The sequence below is a fragment of the Nocardia cyriacigeorgica genome (genome assembly GCF_005863245.1).
Taxonomy (GTDB): Bacteria; Actinomycetota; Actinomycetes; order Mycobacteriales; family Mycobacteriaceae; genus Nocardia; species Nocardia cyriacigeorgica_C.
Window position 1 is genome coordinate 559,140 of the sequence record NZ_VBUT01000004.1, and the last position, 17,092, is coordinate 576,231.

General features: G+C 67.4%; 17 protein-coding genes. 11 read left to right on the forward strand and 6 right to left on the reverse strand.

From position 1 onward, the window contains the following. Positions 1-226 precede the first annotated feature (226 nt). From FEK34_RS12490 to FEK34_RS12500, 3 genes are read right to left on the reverse strand one after another with little or no spacing between them, the layout of a single operon-like run. Complete coding sequence (locus FEK34_RS12490; protein ID WP_138447977.1) at positions 227-1,567, reverse strand: cytochrome P450; 1,341 nt, start codon at positions 1,565-1,567, stop codon at positions 227-229. A 32-nt stretch (positions 1,568-1,599) separates the two neighbouring features. Beyond that, positions 1,600-2,814 carry a serine hydrolase domain-containing protein gene (locus tag FEK34_RS12495; protein ID WP_138448151.1) on the reverse strand — a complete coding sequence of 405 codons (1,215 nt, stop codon included), beginning with the start codon at positions 2,812-2,814 and terminating at the stop codon, positions 1,600-1,602. A 41-nt stretch (positions 2,815-2,855) separates the two neighbouring features. Next, on the reverse strand, positions 2,856-3,374 hold the full coding sequence (locus FEK34_RS12500) for a DUF6764 family protein (protein ID WP_138447978.1): 519 nt from the start codon (positions 3,372-3,374) through the stop codon (positions 2,856-2,858). Positions 3,375-3,583: 209 nt separating this feature from the next. On the opposite strand from FEK34_RS12500, the gene lppU reads away from it, so the two are divergent. After that, complete coding sequence (gene lppU / locus FEK34_RS12505; protein ID WP_138447979.1) at positions 3,584-4,216, forward strand: LppU family putative lipoprotein; 633 nt, start codon at positions 3,584-3,586, stop codon at positions 4,214-4,216. Between the two features lie 117 nt (positions 4,217-4,333). Here lppU and FEK34_RS12510 read toward each other — a convergent pair whose 3' ends face one another. Beyond that, positions 4,334-5,008 carry a S1 family peptidase gene (locus FEK34_RS12510; protein WP_138447980.1) on the reverse strand — a complete coding sequence of 225 codons (675 nt, stop codon included), beginning with the start codon at positions 5,006-5,008 and terminating at the stop codon, positions 4,334-4,336. A 549-nt stretch (positions 5,009-5,557) separates the two neighbouring features. On the opposite strand from FEK34_RS12510, the gene FEK34_RS12515 reads away from it, so the two are divergent. The 10 genes from FEK34_RS12515 to FEK34_RS12560 all read left to right on the forward strand — a co-directional run bounded on the left by FEK34_RS12515 (position 5,558) and on the right by FEK34_RS12560 (position 15,908). Continuing rightward, complete coding sequence (locus tag FEK34_RS12515) at positions 5,558-6,376, forward strand: MlaE family ABC transporter permease (protein WP_228783155.1); 819 nt, start codon at positions 5,558-5,560, stop codon at positions 6,374-6,376. A 3-nt stretch (positions 6,377-6,379) separates the two neighbouring features. Beyond that, positions 6,380-7,243, forward strand: coding sequence for an MlaE family ABC transporter permease (locus FEK34_RS12520; protein WP_249357801.1), 864 nt, complete (start codon positions 6,380-6,382; stop codon positions 7,241-7,243). Between the two features lie 3 nt (positions 7,244-7,246). Further along, a complete protein-coding gene (locus tag FEK34_RS12525) occupies positions 7,247-8,794 on the forward strand; it encodes an MlaD family protein (protein WP_138447982.1) in 1,548 nt (515 codons plus the stop codon). Continuing rightward, the gene (locus FEK34_RS12530) at positions 8,791-9,819 is read left to right on the forward strand and encodes an MCE family protein (RefSeq protein ID WP_138447983.1); all 1,029 of its coding nucleotides are present in this window, start codon (positions 8,791-8,793) and stop codon (positions 9,817-9,819) included. The genes FEK34_RS12525 and FEK34_RS12530 overlap by 4 nt, the downstream gene beginning before the upstream one ends. Beyond that, on the forward strand, positions 9,816-10,808 hold the full coding sequence (locus FEK34_RS12535) for an MCE family protein (protein ID WP_138447984.1): 993 nt from the start codon (positions 9,816-9,818) through the stop codon (positions 10,806-10,808). Before FEK34_RS12530 ends, FEK34_RS12535 begins: the two co-directional genes overlap by 4 nt. Continuing rightward, positions 10,808-11,887 (forward strand): MCE family protein, encoded by a 1,080-nt coding sequence (locus FEK34_RS12540; RefSeq protein WP_138447985.1) that lies wholly within the window; start codon positions 10,808-10,810, stop codon positions 11,885-11,887. Before FEK34_RS12535 ends, FEK34_RS12540 begins: the two co-directional genes overlap by 1 nt. Next, positions 11,884-12,987, forward strand: coding sequence for an MlaD family protein (locus FEK34_RS12545; RefSeq protein ID WP_249359038.1), 1,104 nt, complete (start codon positions 11,884-11,886; stop codon positions 12,985-12,987). Before FEK34_RS12540 ends, FEK34_RS12545 begins: the two co-directional genes overlap by 4 nt. Further along, the gene (locus FEK34_RS12550; protein ID WP_138447986.1) at positions 12,984-14,144 is read left to right on the forward strand and encodes an MlaD family protein; all 1,161 of its coding nucleotides are present in this window, start codon (positions 12,984-12,986) and stop codon (positions 14,142-14,144) included. The genes FEK34_RS12545 and FEK34_RS12550 overlap by 4 nt, the downstream gene beginning before the upstream one ends. 132 nt (positions 14,145-14,276) lie before the next feature. After that, a complete protein-coding gene (locus FEK34_RS12555) occupies positions 14,277-15,272 on the forward strand; it encodes a hypothetical protein (RefSeq protein ID WP_138447987.1) in 996 nt (331 codons plus the stop codon). A gap of 36 nt (positions 15,273-15,308) precedes the next feature. Then, positions 15,309-15,908 carry a hypothetical protein gene (locus FEK34_RS12560; protein ID WP_138447988.1) on the forward strand — a complete coding sequence of 200 codons (600 nt, stop codon included), beginning with the start codon at positions 15,309-15,311 and terminating at the stop codon, positions 15,906-15,908. A gap of 77 nt (positions 15,909-15,985) precedes the next feature. Here the strand turns inward: FEK34_RS12560 and FEK34_RS12565 are convergent, their stop codons facing one another. Together FEK34_RS12565 and FEK34_RS12570 are read right to left on the reverse strand one after the other, a co-directional pair. Continuing rightward, positions 15,986-16,579, reverse strand: coding sequence for a ribonuclease H family protein (locus FEK34_RS12565; protein ID WP_138447989.1), 594 nt, complete (start codon positions 16,577-16,579; stop codon positions 15,986-15,988). A 10-nt stretch (positions 16,580-16,589) separates the two neighbouring features. Further along, the gene (locus tag FEK34_RS12570; protein WP_138447990.1) at positions 16,590-17,060 is read right to left on the reverse strand and encodes an SRPBCC family protein; all 471 of its coding nucleotides are present in this window, start codon (positions 17,058-17,060) and stop codon (positions 16,590-16,592) included. Positions 17,061-17,092: the final 32 nt, after the last annotated feature.

Here is a 17,092-nt window from a genome sequence, read left to right on the forward strand (position 1 = left end):
GCTACACCTACCGCTCCGCCGACCATTCCTACCGTTGATGAGCCGGCGTTTCCAGCCGGGTACCGCGGTCATAGGCAACCGCCACCGGTTGTTCGATTGCGCATGGCCCGCCATGGCGTCGCGCGCCGCGGCGAAACGTGCCGCTCACGCCGGTGAGTCGCAGGCGGTGCGGTGATCGGCCCGGCCGGTCGGTATCGGCAGGCCTCAAACATGTTGGTGAGCTAAATCACTCGAGCACGGTGAATCGGATCCGCCTGCTCGGTCCGGTGGCGATCCCGCGCGGCAGCGCGCGTGGCAGGCGGCCGCGATCCAGCGGTGGCGCCAGCCGGAGCCGGGTGCGGCCGACGATCGTCGCGAGGGCGATGCGCAGTTCGGTATCGGCCAGCGCGGCACCCACACAGCGGCGATGACCGCCGCCGAAGGGTGCGAACTCGAACGGGGTGTAGCGGCGGTCGAGGAAACGTTCGGGACGGAACCGGTCCGGCTCGGCCCACACCGCCGGATCGGAATGCAGCAGTGGAACCGCGACGCCCATGATGGCGTCGGGTCCCAGCGCCACCCCGCGCAGCGTGTAGGGCGCGGTGAGTCTGCGCAGCACGATCGGCACGGCCGGATGCAGCCGCAGCGTTTCCTGGCAGACCGCATCGAGGTAGGGCAGCCCGAGCAGCTCCTGCGGCGCCGGCTCCGGACCCGCGGCCCGCAGTTCGTCGCGCAACCGGTGCAGTACGGCGGGTTCGCGATGTACCCGCAGCAGCGCCCAGGCCAGCGTGTTGGCGGTGGTCTCGTGACCTGCGACGAGCAGCGTGCGCAGCTGATCGCACAGGTCGTGATCGGAGATCGTGCTGCCGTCCTCGTAGCGGGTGCCGAGCAGGGTCGAAGCGATGTCCTCACCAGGTGGGCTGTCGCGCCGCTCGGCGATATCGGCGAGCAGCAGCTGATCCAGCCGCTCGCGCGCGGCGACGAACCGGTCCCACGGCGCCAGCCCGAACAGCCCGCGGCGCAAGCCGGGTGCCAGCATCAACGGTCCGGAGAAGCTGCCGAGGAACGCGCCGATCGCGGCGAGATAGGCAGGCCTGCGGTCGTCGCCGACGCCGAACACCGCGTCCAGGATCACCCGCAGCGTGATGGCGGTGGCCGCCGACCGCGCGTCGATGACGCTGCCGGGCCGCCATTGATCCACCTCGCAGCGCACCGATTCCGCGATGAGTTCACCGTAACCACGCACCCGCGTCCCATGCAGCGCCGGTGCCAGCAGCGCGCGGTCGCGGCGGTGGCGTTCGCCGCCGGTCAGGATGAGCGAGGCCGTGCCGACCAGCGGTTCGATCGGGTTCGGCCGCGGTGGAACCAGTGCGTCGACCGGCGCGCGGAACACCTCGCGCGCGCCCTCGGAGGTTCCGGTGAACACCGCTTCGCCGAGTCCGGGGAACCGCAGCAGGAACGGATCGCCGTCACGCTCGCGCCGCCTGCGGAAGTACCACTGGAAGTCGATCCCCGCGGCGGCGGCATGCACGAGCGCCGCGCGCGGCCGGCGCAGCACCACCTGCCCGGCGCGGGTGCTCGGTTCCATACCGCTGGATACGGGCGGTGGACGGCGGCGGTTCAGTGCTCGTGGACGGTGTCGAGATCGTCGACGGGACGTTCCTTGCGGACGGTATTGCGGGCCAGCGCCGCCAACCGGGCCAGCCGGGCGTCACCGAGCGCGGTGACCGCGTTGCCGAGCCGATTGGTGACGAACGCGACCGACATGCCGAGCAGCGGATCGGCATATGCCCCGGACCCGCCGACGCCGTAGTGCCCGAAGGCTTTTCGCGGCTGCTGCTTGGTCATCAGCACCGGACGGTGATAGCCGAGAGTGAACCGCAGCGGGAACCCGAGCACATAGTCGCGGCTCTCGGTCGGCTGCACCTGATTGATCTTCTCGATGGTCTCGGGCTTCAAGAACTGAATCATGCGCCCGCGATCGGCGCCGAGCCCGGCGACCTGTCCGCGATTGGCGAGTGCGCCGTACATCCTGGCCAGCGCACGCGCCGAGAACACGCCGTTCCAGCCCGGCATCACCGCATCGTGCACCCGCGGATCGCGCACCAGCTCGTCGAAACTCTCCGGCATTCCGGCCTCGGCCAGCCCGCGCACCGGCCGCACCCACGACAGCACCGACGACGCGGTATTCCAGCGGATACCGGGCGGAGCCAGGTGCGGAAATGTCTTGGCGATCCGGTAGCGCTCGGATTCGGGTACCCGGAACCAGAATTCGTCGGTGCCCAGCGGGATCGCGATCTCGCGGCGCAGCACGTCGGTGAAGGGCTCGCCGGTCACCCGCTGCACCAGTTCGGCGACCAGCCAGCCGAAGGTGATGGCGTGGTAGCCGGAGGTGCGGATGCGCCGCGGGTCCGGCGGGCTGTCGGCCAGCGCCCGCACCACCGAGTCGTAGTCGAGGATGCCCTCGCGGCCCGGCACCAGCCCGCGCACCCGGTGCAGACCGGCGCGGTGGGACAGCACATCGCGCACGGTGATGTCCTCTTTTCCGTGCGCGGCGAACTCCGGCCAGTACTCGGCGACGGGCGTGTCGTAATCGATGAGACCGCGTTCGGCCACCCGGTGCAGCACCGTCGAGGCGACACCCTTGCCGGTGGAGAAGGTCAGCGCGACGTTCTCGCCGTTCCAGCGCTTGTCCTTGGCGGCCCAGCCGGCCCAGATGTCGACCACCGGTTCGCCGTCCAGATAGATCGCCAGCGCGCCGCCGCCCCGGCTGGGCTGGGTGAACATGCCGAAGAAATGGTCGGCCAGCCGGATGAACCGCGGGTCGACCAGCATCTCGCGCGGGGCCGAGAGCCCGCGCGCCGGTTCGGCCGTGCTCACGACCGCTGCCAGCGGCCCACCGGAGTCGCCAGGCAGGCCTCGCCGGTCCCGGCGTTCCAGGCGAACGCCGCCACGCCGAGGCACACCACGGCATTCTCACCGGAAAGCACTTGGGCGCGGGATCCGTCCAGGGCCAGCGATACCGCCACCGTGTCCGAACTCGGTGCGCCGCCCACCGGCAGCAGTGAGGTCAACGCCACGGCGTCGGGTCCGAGCCCGACAGCGATCGGCACCCCGCCGACCCCTTCGCTCGCGCCGAGTCCGCCTGCCGCGCCGATCCCGACCGCGGTGGCGCCCGACGATGCTATGGCGTAACCGATGCCGTCCACTCCGGCCGAGCGCGCCTTACCGGTCGCGCTCGAACGCGCGCGGCAGCCGTGGTCGCCATCGAGGATCATCACGTCGGCTCCGTTGTCCGCGGCGCATTGCACGGTATTTGCCGAGGCCACCGCCGGTGCCGCGAGACAGGCCCCGGCTGTCGCGGTGGCGCAGGCGATCGCGCTGATCAGCTTCATGTCCGACTCCTCTCGCACCGGCCTCCTCACCATAGGCGAGATCGTTGCTGCGGGGGCGGTTCCGGGCGCATGCGCGACGCGCGGCGCGGCGTTCGACTCGACCGCACCGAAGCGGTGGTGTATTCATTTCGAGGTATTTCAAGCACTGTTGTGGACTTCGGATTCGTACGGGGGTGTGAGTTCGGCGTTGCTGCTCGGGAGGACTTTTCGTGTCTGGTCGATCGACCTTCGCCCATCGCGCGCTCGCGGCCTGTGCCGTCGCGGCGGCGCTCGTACCGTTCGCCGCCGGGTGTAGCACCACCGTCACCGGCACCGCGCAACCCGCGCTGGACAACGCGATATCCCCGACCAGCAGCGCCGAATCGACCTCCGATTCCGAGCCGACCAGCACCCGCTCGCCGCGCACCACGACCAGCACCGCGCCGACCGGCGGCAACACCTCCTTCGACGCCGAGATCGGCGACTGCGTGACCCTCGGTGGCACCACCACCGACGCCGAGATCGATCGGGCCTCCTGTGGCAGCCGCGCGGCCAACTACAAGGTCATCGGCAAGGTGGCCAAGCGATCCGAATGCGTCAGCGATGCCGACAGCTACTACGCCGAAACCGTCAACGGTGTCGAGCAGGGCGCGCTGTGCCTGGATATCGACTGGGTGGTCGGCGGCTGCATGGATGTCGGCGGTGAGGATCCCAAGCGGGTGGACTGCACCGAACCGGCCGTCGACGGGGTGAAGGTGCTCTCGATCGAGCAGGACGCCGACTCCGCCGATGCCTGCGGTGCGGGCGGCAGCGGGTACGTCTACCCGGAGCGCCGGTTCGTGGTGTGCGTCGAGGAGCTGTAGGTTCCCCGCGTCACCGCACCTGCTCTACCGGGGCCGGCCGCACCACCGAAGCCCCTGAAACGCCGAATGAGCGGGCGCTCACGCCCGCTCATTCGCTGAAAGTTCTACCGGTCCGGATCAGATGGGCCGGAAACCCGCGCCCGTCCCGCCGCGCGCGTTGACGTCGTCCATGATCGCGGTCAGGTTGGTGCCGACCTCGGGGCCGAAGCAGGCGATGGCCAGGTAGGCGTTCACCATGCCGACGAGGGTGGACCCGACGACAACCGGTGCTCCGGAATCGCCTTCGACCACGCACATCTGGGCCCAGGTCTCGTAGTTGGTCTGGAAGATGTCGCCCCAGGTGACGCCGCAGGTGTTGCCGGTGGTCCGGCCTTCCTTGCAGACGATGGTCGGGAACTGCGGTGCCGCCCCGATCCCGGTGATGGTGACGTTGCCGATCCGGTTCACCGGGGTGATCCGGTTCGGATCGAACTGGATGACGGCGTAATCGAGTTCGTGGTTGGAGAAGACGAACTTGCCGATCGGCCCGTAGCCGCGGTCCACCTCGGCGTACACCTGCGCGCCCGCGTCGCCGCAGTGCCCGGCGGTGAGTCCGACCAGTCGTCCCGCCGCATCGTGGCCGACCGTGGTGACCGTGCACTCGAACATGTTGTCGATGACGATTCCTGATCCACCGCCGATGACCGGCGCGCCTGGTGCGGCGCCGGCGGCGCCAGCGCCGGTCCCGAGCAGCGCCGCTCCGATGGCGACGGCGAGGACGGCGTTGGCCGCCTTGGCGAGTTTGCTGAACATGTCCCTCCAGACGTCGGAAGCCCGCACGATATCAATGTGCGAGACCCATCGTGTCAGTATTTGCGCTCGGGCGCGTCATCGGCCGGGCCGAGCCCGCCGGGACGCCGATTTCCATACATGTCGCCGGGTTTGTCTCTTTCCATCGAAATAGCCTCTTGCTATCACCGACTCGATTATTGTCAGCGAAGTTTACAAAGCGAGTCCTGCCATGGTCGGCTGTCCAGAATTGAATCCCGCGCAATTTCGATGAATGGTTTCCCTATTTATTAGGAACGGCTCCGCGTCGGGTCCGGCTCACATGCAGGGACTCTGTAACTTGTTCCAGTTCTATTCCGGGAAAGATTGGGATCAATACCAACTCCGGCGCGATAACTCAGTGGTCACAGTGCATAGTGACAACGGTCTATGACCGCAATCACATGTCTATGGTGTGTTCTGCGCTACTCCGTAGTAAGGTGCGTCAAGCAAACAAGTCGTCGGGGCAGGTAAACCGACGTCGAGAGGGGTTAGTCAGTGCAGTCGACCAAGAGTCCACCAGCGGGTTCGAGATTGAGCGATGCGGTCGAGTGGACCAAGGACTACTGGCGCGACCATCCCAAAAAGTCGCTGGAAACCCTCGGCCGTCAGATGACGATGGGCGCCCAGGCCGTCACCGAACTCGTCGTCGCCATCTTCCGGCGGCGGTTTCCGTTCGACGAGTTCATCCGCCAGTGCGCCTTCATGGCCAGCGTCGCCGCCGCGCCCACGCTGCTCGTCGCCATCCCGATCGGCGTCATCGTCTCGATCCAGGTCGGTGCGGTCGCCGGCCAGGTCGGCGCCACCTCGTTCATCGGTGCGGCCAACGGCCTCGGCATCATCCAGCAGGGCGCGCCACTGGTCACCGTGCTGATGATCGCCGGCGCCGTCGGTTCGGCCATCTGCGCCGACCTCGGCTCGAGAACCATCCGCGAGGAAATCGACGCCATGAAGGTGATGGGCGTCGACCCGATGCGGCGGCTGGTCGCCCCCCGGCTCGGCGCGGCGATGATCGTCAGCGTGCTGCTGTGCGGGTTCGTCGTCTTCGTCGGCTTCCTGACCGGCTACATCTTCAATATCTTCGCCCAGGGCGGCACCCCCGGCTCCTATATCGCGACCTTCTCCTCGTTCGCGGTGACGTTGGATCTGCTGGTGGCGCTGGTCAAGTCGCTGCTGTTCGGCCTGCTCGCGGCGATCATCGCCTGCGATACCGGGCTCAACACCCGCGGCGGCCCCGGCGGTGTGGCCAACTCGGTCAACACGGCCGTCGTCATGTCCGCGGTGATGTTGTTCGGCGTGAACGTCATCTTCACGCAGGTCTACAACACCCTCTTCCCCCCGACGGTGGTGTAGCCGGTGTCAGCGACCTATGTGCCGCCCCTGCTGCGGCCCTTCCAGAAGCTCCGCTCCGCGGCCACCGCGCCCAAGGACATGCTGGCCCGCCTCGGCCACCAGGTGTTCTTCTTCCTGCGCTCCATCGGCTCGATGCCGCTGGCGTTCAAGCAGTACCCGAAGGAAGTCTGGCGGCTGCTGTCCGATGTCACCTGGGGCAACGGCAATCTCGTCGTCGGTGGCGGCACCATCGGCGTCATCCTGATCCTGTCCGCCTTCGGCGGTATGACCGTCGGCATCCAGGGCCACACCTCACTGAACCTGCTCGGCCTGAGCCCGATCACCGGCGCCATCTCGGCCTTCGCGACCACCCGTGAGCTCGGCCCGCTGCTGGCGGCGCTGGCCTTCGCGGCGCAGGCCGGCTGCCGGTTCACCGCCCAGCTGGGCGCCATGCGCATCTCCGAGGAGATCGACGCGCTCGAATCGGTCGCCATCCGTCCGCTGCCCTACCTGGTCAGCACCCGGATGATCGCCGCGATGATCACCATCGTCCCGCTGTACTGCCTGGGCCTTGCCATGGCCTACATCTCCTGCGCGGTCACCGTGCAGCTGATCGGCGGCACCGACAGCGGTACCTACATGCATTACTTCTACCAATTCCTGATACCGACCGACGTGCTCTATTCGCTGCTCAAAGCGATCGTGTTCGTCGCGATCACCACGTTCATCCAGTGCTACTACGGCTTCTTCGCCTCGGGTGGTCCCGAGGGTGTCGGTGTGGCAGCGGGTCGCGCGATCAAGATGTGCATCATCGTGGTCGTCTTCGCCGACCTGTTCATGACCTTGGCAATCTGGGGTGTCAACCCCGGCATCCGGATCTCGGGGTAGGTAATGATCATCGATCCGAGTGGGCGCGGGCCCACCATGCGGCAACTGCTCATCGCAGGTGTGTGCGGGCTCGTCGTCTTCGCAATCATTCTCGGCTTCCTGATGGCGCGCTATCAGGGCTACTTCGTGCCGAAGGTGAACGTCACCGCGAACCTCACCACCACCGGTGACGGCCTGCCGCAGGACGCCGACGTCAAGTTCCGCGGTGTGCTGGTCGGCGCGGTCGACAGCGTGTCGGTGGCCGCCAAAGGTGAACTCCAGCAGGTCCATATCGAGCTGAAGCCGGAGTACGTCGACGGCATCCCGGACAACGTCACCGCGCGCGTGGTGCCGAGCAACCTGTTCGCCGTCACCTCGGTCGAGCTGGTCTACAACGGGCAGTCCGACGGGCACCTGGAAGAGGGCTCGATCATCGAGGAGGACACCAGCAAGGGCACCGTCGCCTTGCAGGACACCCTCACCACGGTGCAGAACATCCTCGATCAGATCGACCCGATGCAGTTCGGCCGCGTGCTCGGCACCCTGTCCTACGCCCTCGACGGCAGCGGCCGGGTGCCCGGTTCCACCATCGAACGGCTGGACCGCTGGCTCACCACGGTCGACGAGTCGATCCCGGACCTCGGTGTGCTGCTCGGTGATTTCTCCGCCTCGGCGCACGCGCTGAACGAATCCGCGCCGGAACTGATGGACGTGCTGGCCAGCTCGGTCACCACCGCCCGCACCATCGCCGACCGCCGCTCGGATCTGGCCGCCCTGATCAGCGGCGCCAGCGTCACCGCGGACAAGATCAACCACCTGTTCGCGGTCAACCCGAACTCCGGTAAAGAGGTCACCGCGGGCCTGAACGCCACCATCGGCGCGCTCGCCTCCGACCCCAGCGCGATCACCAACGCGATCGCCAACCTGAACACCTCCACCCGCAAGCTGAACACGGTCTTCCACTGGGGTCCGCAGCGGCAGATGGTGTGGAACGCGGGCATCACCTTCACCCCGTGGCAGCCCAACACCGTGAAGGACTGCCCGCGCTACGGTGATCTGGCCGGTCCGAGCTGTGCCACCGCGCCCGCGGTCGCCGATCCCGGTGTGCTGCCGGAATCCATGCGGCCGGGCCGGTTGAAGTCGGCCGATGGCCTTCCGGTGCTGCCGCCGCTGCCGGGCATGCCCGCCATCCCCGGCGTGACCACCCAGGTCACCGCGCCGTCGGCGCCCGCGCCCACCGCGGCCGTGCCGAACCCGTTCGCGGGCACCCCGCTCGAAGGCCTGTTCCCGAACCTGGTGCCCGGTGCTCCCGCTCCGGCCGCACCGCAGCCGGGGACCCCGGCGCCGGCCACCCAGCCCGGCACGGACAAGCCCGCACAGGGTGAGGCCGCGCCCGCGGCGAACACCGAGCGGCCCGGCGTGAAGCCGGCGGCCCGGCCCATCGCCTACACCGATGATCCGGCGCTGACCGCGCTGCTGGGCCGGCGGGCCTCCACCCTCGAGTACATGATGTTGAGCACGGCTCTGGAAGGCGGCACTGTGCAGGTCACCGCAGAGGGGGCCGGCCGATGAGCATCCGCAAACCGCTGATCGGCTTCAGCCTCTTCGCCGTCGTATCGGTACTGGTCACCGTGGTCATCTGGAACACGCTGGCCCGCACCGTCGACGGCGACACCAAGACCTACTCGGCCACGTTCACCGACGTGCTGGGTCTGCGCGAAGGTGACGACGTCCGCATGGCGGGCGTGCGCGTCGGCAAGGTCGAGAAGATCGAACTCGACGACAACAACGACGCCCACGTGTCGTTCATCGTCCAGGACGAACAGACCCTCTACGGCAACACCAAGGCGCTGGTCCGCTACCAGAACCTGATCGGCCAGCGCTACATCGCGCTGGCGCCGGGCACCGGCGGGGACGCCACACCGCTGGAGGACAACGCGACCATCCCGCTCGAGCGCACCGAGCCGTCCTTCGACATCTCGGCGCTGCTCAACGGATTCCAGCCGCTGTTCCAGGCGCTCGAGCCCGAGCAGGTCAACCGGCTGTCGGAGACGTTCGTGCTGGCCTTGCAGGGTGACCGGATCCAGCTGAGCCAGTTCATCACCCAGGCCGCGACGCTGGCCACCGATTTCGAGCGCCGGGACGCCATTCTCAGCGATGTGATCACCAACCTCAGCGGCATCATGTCGGGGTTGGCAAAACGAGGGGACGAATTGGAGACGCTGGTAACCCAGACCCGGGCGCTGATCGGCGGGCTCTATGAACAGGGCCAGTCGCTGCAGCAGTCCACCGTGCAGATCGCCGACGCCACCACCGCGCTGGTCGATATGGTCGGCAATATCCAGCCCAAGCTGGACGCCGCGCAGAACTCGACCCGCGACGCGCTGACGCTGCTGCTGGCCAACGGCGCCAAGCTCGACCAGGCCGCGATCGACCTGCCGTCGGTGCTCGCCGACGTGGGCCGGTTCACCTCCGAGGGCGCCTACGCCAACGCCTACATCTGCCGCCTCGACGTCTCGCTGTACGGAATCCTGTTCCCGCGCGGGCTGTTCTCGCAGATCGGTGGCAACGGACAGTCGGCGGTGTGCCGCCCATGACCAAGATCAAAACCTGGTTCAACGCCAACCGCTACTTCGGTCTCGGCATCATCGGCGCCGCGCTGGTGGCGCTGCTGGTGATCGTGTCCTCCGGATTCCAGAGCCTCGGCGTCGGTGAGCAGAAGATCGAAGCCGAGTTCGTCCAGGCCGCGGGCATCAAGGTCGGTGACAAGGTCGACGTCGCCGGTGTTCCGGTCGGCCGGGTCGCCGGCGCCGAACTCGAGGGCGACCACGTCGTGATCACCTTGCAGATCAACGACGACGTCGAGCTGGGCCCGGACGCGCATGCCTCGATCAAGATGGCGACGCTGCTGGGCGCCCGCTACATCGACCTCGAGCCCGGTGACGGCTCGGGCCTGCCGGACAAGCGGATCCCCAAGACCAACACCACCGTTCCCTACGACCTCGCCGATGTCGTGCAACGCGGCACCCCGAAGTTCGAGGAACTCGACACCGCCAAGCTGGCCGAATCGCTGAATCTGTTCAACCAGCAGCTCGGCGGTTCGCCGGAGCTGATCGCGCAGGCGCTCGACAGTGTCGGCGCGCTGGCCAAGACCATCGACTCGCGCAAGACCCAGGTCGACACCCTGCTCAAGGATCTGGACCGGGTCACCACCATCCTGGCCGACAACCGCAACAGCGTGCTGCTGGTCGTCACCCAGGGTGAGGCGATCGCCAGCCGGGTGATGGAGCGGCAGAACCTGCTGCGTCAGCTGCTCGACAATGTCGCCACGCTGACCGCGCAGTTGCAGCAGATCGGTGCCCAGAACAACAACCAGTTCTCCGGCACGCTCGATCAGCTCAACATCATGGCCTCGGGCCTGCAGAAGAACAAGGACAACCTGGACCGGTTGCTGTCGATCATGCCGCCTGCGGTGCGTTACCTGGCCAATGCCTGGGGTAACGGCAACTACGCCGAGGTCGGCCTGCCGTGGCTGTTCCCGGACAACTGGTTGTGCTTCGCCCAAGTCGCCGAGGGGTGCGCGTGATGAGACTCAAAACGATCGCCCAATCGCTGTTCGTCGGCGCCAGCGCGCTTCTGGTCGGCAGCTGCTCGCTGCTGCCGGGTCCGTTGAACAACGACATCAAGATCACCGCGGACTTCGAGAACATCGCGGGCATGTACGAGGGCAACAGCATCCAGGTGCTCGGCATCGACGTCGGCAAGGTCGACAAGATCGTGCCGCGCGGCACCTTCGTCGAGGTGCACATGACCCTCGACGGCGATGTGAAGTTCCCCAAGGACGCCATGGCCGTGGTGATCTCGCCGTCGATCGTCACCGACCGGCATATCGAGATCACTCCCGCCTACACCGAGGGCGAGACGCTGTCCGACGGCGACCACCTGCCGCTGGAACGCACCGATGTCCCGGTGGAACTGGACACGATGATCAAGACCATCGACCAGTTCGCCGCCGCGCTCAAGCCGGAGGAGGGCCAGGAAGGTCTCGGACCGCTGTCGGGCCGGGTGCTCTACCCGATGCTCGACGGCAACGGTGAGAAGATCCGCGACACCCTCAACGCGCTGTCGAGTGCGCTCAAGGTCGGCCTCGACAACAAGGACGCGATCTCGACCATCATCATCAAGCTCAACGAGCTCACCACGATGCTGGCCGAAAACGATCAGTCGGTGCGCGATTTCAGCAACCAGGCCACCCAGATGACCACCCTGCTCGCCGAGCAGGCGCCTGGTCTGCAGGCCACGCTGGATCAGCTCAACAGCTTCCTGACCAACACCAGCTCGATCTTCGCCGACCACCAGGCCCAGATCAGCGACACCCTGACCAGGATGACGGCGGTCACCGACCAGCTGCGCCAGAACGCGCGCGGGCTCACCGAGGTCATCGACGTCGCGCCGATGCTGCTGGAGAGCATCGACAAGTCGATGAACAAGGAGCTCGGCTACATCCGGCTGCACGCGCTGGTCGGCACCACCCTGTCCGGCGAGCAGATCAGCCTGTTCTGTGAACGCATCCAGATGCGCGCCGACGGCTGCCGCACCGGTCGCATGGAGGACTTCGGTCCCGACTTCGGACTCACCGCCGCACTGCTTGGACTGACGAAATGATGAATCGAATCAGCAGACGAGCCCGCCGCAGCATGGTCGCGGTCGCGGCGGTCGGGGCGATGTCGGTGACCTCCGGCTGCGGCCTGACCGTGGAGAAGCTGCCGCTGCCCAAGCCGGGCGCCACCGGCGACACCTACTCGCTCACGGCGGTGTTCGACAACGCGCTGAACCTGCCCGATCAGGCGAAGGTGAAGGTCGGCGGTTCCGATGTCGGTGTGGTCACCGGGATCAGGACCTCGAACTTCCAGGCCATCGTCGATATGGATATCAGCACCGATATCCAGCTGCCGGTCGGCAGCACCGCCGAACTGCGCCAGGCCACCCCGCTGGGTGATGTGTTCGTCGCGTTGTCCATGCCGCCGGCCGAACCCGGCACGCAGATGATGCAGGACGGCGACGAGCTACCGCTGGATCAGACCTCGGCCGGTGCCACCGTCGAGGAACTGCTGCTGTCGGTGTCGATGATGTTCAACGGCGGCGGCATCGCCCACCTGGCCCGGCTCGGCGCCGAACTGGACTCCATCGTCGGCGGGCGCAGCGATCAGGTGGTGCATCTGGTCAACGAGATCACCGGCGTCGTCACCAGCATGAACGACAACTCCGCGCGCATCGACAGCGTGCTCGCCGAATTCGGCGCACTGGCCACCACCCTGGAGGCCCGGCGTTCGGACCTCGGCCAGGTCGCCGACACCCTGCCGAACATGATCGGCGCGGTCGCGGAGAACAACAAGGCCATCGGCGATCTGCTCACCAAGATCGGCACCGCCAGCGTCGCGCTCGGCGACTACGCCAACACCTCCGGCGGTGAGCTGGCCGGGCTGCTCGACAGCCTCGATCAGCTGATGGGGGCCTTGGCCGCCACCGGCGACAACTTCGGTGCGGTGCTCGACGCGCTCCGCGAGATCCGCCCAGGCGTGAACGCGACCTTCCGCGGTAACAGTCTCGCCGCGCAGGTCAACGTCACCAACCTCGATATCGCCTTGCTCACCGCCCCCGGCACCAGCAAGTTCTTCGATCTCAACGATCTGAACGACTTCGCGGGCAGCCTGATTCAAGTGCTCCAGGTCGTCTACGGCCGGGTGACGGGAGGACACCGGTGAAAAGCCACAGGATCCTCTACTCCACCATCGGCCTGGTGCTGGTGCTGATCATCGGTGCGGCGTACCTGCTGGTCAACGTCATGCGGATCAATCCGCTGCGCGGCACCTACACCGTCACGGTCACTCTGGACCGCTCCGGCGGTCTGCAGCCGGGCAACGACGTCACGCTGCGCGGTTTCCGCGTCGGCAAGGTCGATTCGATCACGCTGATCAACGGCGGCTCGGCCATCGCGGCCACCGCCGAGATCGACGACCGCTACGACATCGCGGTGGACACCGTGGTCGCGGTGCAGGCGCTGTCGGCGGCCGGTGAGCAGTACATCGACTTCCGTCCCGATACCGATCAGGGCCCGTTCCTGACCGACGGCTCGGTGATCGAATACAACCCGGACACCGTGCGCACGCCCACCCCGGTGTGGGCGGTGCTCGACGACACCAGCGCGTTGATCGCCCAGATCGATCCGAAGCACTTCGACGTCATCCTCAACGAGCTCGACATCGCGCTCAGCGGTGGCCCGGATCAGCTGCGTTCGCTCATCGACGGCGTCAGCATGGTGGCCGCGGGTCTGGACTCGCTGCTGCCGCAGACCTCGAATCTGATCGCCAACCTGCGCACCATCGCCGCGACGACGTCCAACGCCCAGCCCGACCTCGGGACGCTGACCCGCAACTCGGGGGTGCTGTTCGAGCAGTTCAACAACGCCAATGCCGAATTGCAGTCGGTGCTGTCGCAGGCCCCAGGCCAGTTCGCCAGCCTCGGCGCGGTGCTCGACACCACCACCGATCCGATCACCGGCCTGGTCAACAACTTCGTCGCCATCACCAAGGCGGCGCAGCTGCGCACCCCGGCCATGCGGGCGCTGTTCCCCGCGCTCGAACTCGGTGGCGCGGCGCTCGGCGTGCCCGCCCACGACAACGAATTCCACACCATCCTCGACATCTGGTTGCGGCCCTACTGCCAGTACCAGTCCACTCCGGCCAGCCCGCAGGTCGTCTCCGACGGGACCATGCCGAAGTGGAACTACTGCGAGAACCCGCCGCCGGGACAGCAGATCCGAGGTGCGGTGAACGCGCCGCGGCCGAACATCCCGAACAACGGCTCGCATATGCCGCCCGGTGTGGATCCGAACGAACGGACCATGCCGCCGGTGCGGTAACCCCGACCGGCTGAACGGCCGCGTGTGCGCCGGGGCATACTCGCAGATGAATGCCTGCGGCCCGGCGCGCGCGTGGCCGGACGAAATACACGGCACACCCCGATGTGTGCCGGGAAGGTGTGAACAGTACTCATGTCCACAGATGACGCCGCTTCCGACGCGGACGCCGGGCAGGATGGCGCGACGACGGGATCGGCGGGCGACGCCGACCCCGCCGAGGCGACCACACCGGCCCCGGACGGCGACGCCGAGTCCACGGACGCCACCGGAGGCGAGACCGGCAAGACCGGCGCCGGCAAGCCCGACGCGGACGATGTAAGCAAGGCGAGCACGGCGGACGCGGACAAGACCGTGAAGGCCGAGACCGCGGCCGCCGCATCGACCGACGCCGACGCCACCGTCAAGGTGGACAAGGCAGCCGGTGCCGCGGGTTCCGATGAAACCGGCAAGCCCGATGCCACCGACGATCCCGACAAGACTGTCAAGGTCGACACGGCCGCCGCCGACGCGGACAAGACCGTCGAAGTCGACAAGGCCGACAAAGCCGACAAGGCGAAGACGACCAACGCCGACGACGACAAGACCGTCAAGGTGCGCACCTCCGCCGCCGCGAAGGCCGCGGGCGCCAAGCGCCGCAACCCGTTGTTCATCGCCGCCGGTGTGGCCGTCGTCCTCGCGATCGCCGCCGCGATCGCCGGCGTGGTGTTCTTCCTCCAGTCCGGCAATCGCCAGGACGAGCTGGACACCAGGGCCGCCGCCACCAAGGCCGCCTGCGATTTCGGCAACCAGTTCGCCACCTACAGCGGCGACAAGGTCGACGACTACCTGGGCCGGCTCGAGGACACCGCGACCGGTGAGTGGAAGAAGATGGTCGCCCAGCTCGGACCCGACCTGAAGGCGCGGTTCGAGGGCAGGCAGGTCGACTCGCGGGCCGACGAGGTCATGTGCGGTTACGCCTCCGGCGACGACGAGAAGGCCACCTTGGTGCTGGTCATCGACCAGACCTTCTCCACCGCGGATGTGCCGAACTCCACCCCGGGCAAGGTCCGGGTGGCGGCCAATGTCGAGATGGAAAAGGTCGACGGGCGCTGGCTCGTGGCCGAGTTCGACTTCCCGGCAATGCAGTAGGGCAGCGGCGTGACGAAAGAGAGTGGGACCGGATCTATGGTCGAAAACGCCGACAACAACGGCGATGAGCGCGGTGTGCTGCCCGTCGTCCTCGCCTTCGTGGCGGGGGTGGTGCTGGTGGCGCTGGTCGTCACCGCCGTCGTGTTCTTCCGCCAGGCGCAGCAGCGCGGCGACGAACTCGCGGCGCAGGACGAGTCCAGCCAGGCCGCCTGCGATTTCGCTCGCGCGACCAACACCTACGACTACGCGGGCAATCTCGACAACTTCATCGCCGAGCTGAAGGGCCGGGCGACCGACAACGTGGTCTCGGATCTGGAGCAGAACTGGGAGGTGCTGCGTCAGCTGCTGGTCGAGTCCAAGGTCAAGGCCTGGGTCGACAAGGCCACCTGCGGTTTCCGTTCCGGTGACACCGAGAACACCCAGGTGCTGGTGAATATCAGCCTGATGAAGACCAATTCGGCCACCCCCGAGCCCAAGCGCCAGGACATCGCCGTGGTCGCGGGCATGGAGAAGTCCGGCGACAAGTGGCTGGTCAACAAGTGGGAGCTGGCCATGCTGCCCGGCATCGACCCGAATGCCGCCCAGCAGCCCCCGGCCCCGCCTGCCGATCAGCCCGCCCCCGAGCCGGGCAACTGAGCTACCGATAGCGACCCCCGGCGGTGGGTCGAGCCACCACCGCCGGAGGTCTATTCAGGTGGTCGGTGCGACGCCGATCAGAACAGCGTCAGCGCTCCTGCGGCCGGCTGCTTCGCGACTTTTCGCGTGGCAGCCGGCTTTTCTTCTGGTGCAGCCGGTTCCGCGCGGACGGCGGGTGCCGGGATGGTGGTCGTCAGCGCGGGGATCTCGACCGTCACCGGATCGGCGGCCGCGGCGGGATCGGCGGCGACCCGGCGGGCGGCCTGGCCGGCCAGCGTGTCGGCCTGCTCGTTGAAGTAGTTGCCGACATGTCCGCGCACCCAGCGGAAACGGACCGGGCCGGGGCGGGAGGCGATGGCGCGGTCGATCTGCTGGATGAGCTCGGCGTTCTTGACCGGGGCGCCCGCGGAGGTGCGCCAGCCGTTGCGCCGCCAGCCCGCGATCCACTCCGAGGCGCATTTGATGGCGTAGAGCGAATCGCTTTCGATCAGCAGCGGTTCATCACCGGGGTGGGCGAGGATGGCCTCGAGCAGCGCGCGTAGTTCCGCGATCTGGTTCGTGCCCGACGCGGCGCCCCCGCTATCGGAGGGGCCCTGATGGTTGACCCATGCCCAGCCGATGGCGCCGCCGGGATTGCGCAGGCAGGATCCGTCGGTGCTCACGATGATCATGCCTCGCACCCTACGCAATCCGGCCGACAAGATCGGTACCGTGGAATTGCTCTATCTCCCTTCGTAACCGGGACTCCGTGCGGCGCAGCGCCGAGCGGACACCCGATTCGAGCGGACGAGCGAGCATGCGGCCCGCGAGGCCACGTGGCGGATCGTAGTCGACCTCGGAGGTGAGCACCGAGCGCCCGTAGCCCAGCGGATCGAATCGCAGTGTCAGAGTGCCGGATAAGCGTCCACGCAGCGTATACCCGATCACGACGTTGCGCCGGTACTCGGTGATCTCGCAGCTCAGTGTGGTGCGCAGCAGGATCAGCCTGGCATCGGCGCGAAAGCGTGCGCCGAGCCCGCGGTCGGTGTCACCGCTCGGTTCGAATTCGGCGACGCCGAACATCCAGTCCGGTACGAACAGATGGTTGTCCGTGTAGGTGAAAGCGACCTCGACCGGTGCGCCGACGTCGCTGGCATATCTGATGTGGCCCATGGGCCCTCCCTCCACGGCTCCGACAAAAGTAC